This is a genomic window from Verrucosispora sp. ts21 (genome assembly GCF_002879555.1).
Taxonomy (GTDB): Bacteria; Actinomycetota; Actinomycetes; order Mycobacteriales; family Micromonosporaceae; genus Micromonospora; species Micromonospora gifhornensis.
The window spans coordinates 1-301 of the sequence record NZ_PNOZ01000210.1 but is presented as its reverse complement, the minus strand read 5'-3'; the positions used below and the strand labels follow the sequence as shown (position 1 = coordinate 301).

The following is a 301-nucleotide window of genomic DNA, read 5'->3' as shown; positions in this document are numbered from 1 at the left end:
AAATTACATTTTCCTTTTAGATTATCTACGCATATTTGAGATATAACTAGTAGAGCCTTATCCCCCAAAGCATGTCCATAAGTATCATTTATCTCTTTAAAATCATCTACATCCATCATTGCTACAAAATATGGAGATCTACATATTTTAGCTTTTATTATTAAACCATTTCCTAATTGCATAATTTTTCTTCTATTATACATACCCGTTAATGAATCTAAGTAAGACATTTTATGTAATTCCATACTAAGTTCTTTTAACTCTTTATTTAGATCTCTTATTTCTTCTTCAGCCTTTTTTT

1 protein-coding gene is annotated in these 301 nt (G+C 26.9%); it reads right to left on the bottom strand.

Annotated elements, in window-relative coordinates:
• The coding region (locus C1A38_RS32710) for a GGDEF domain-containing protein (RefSeq protein WP_146017667.1) at positions 1-301 on the bottom strand (301 nt) is incomplete at both ends.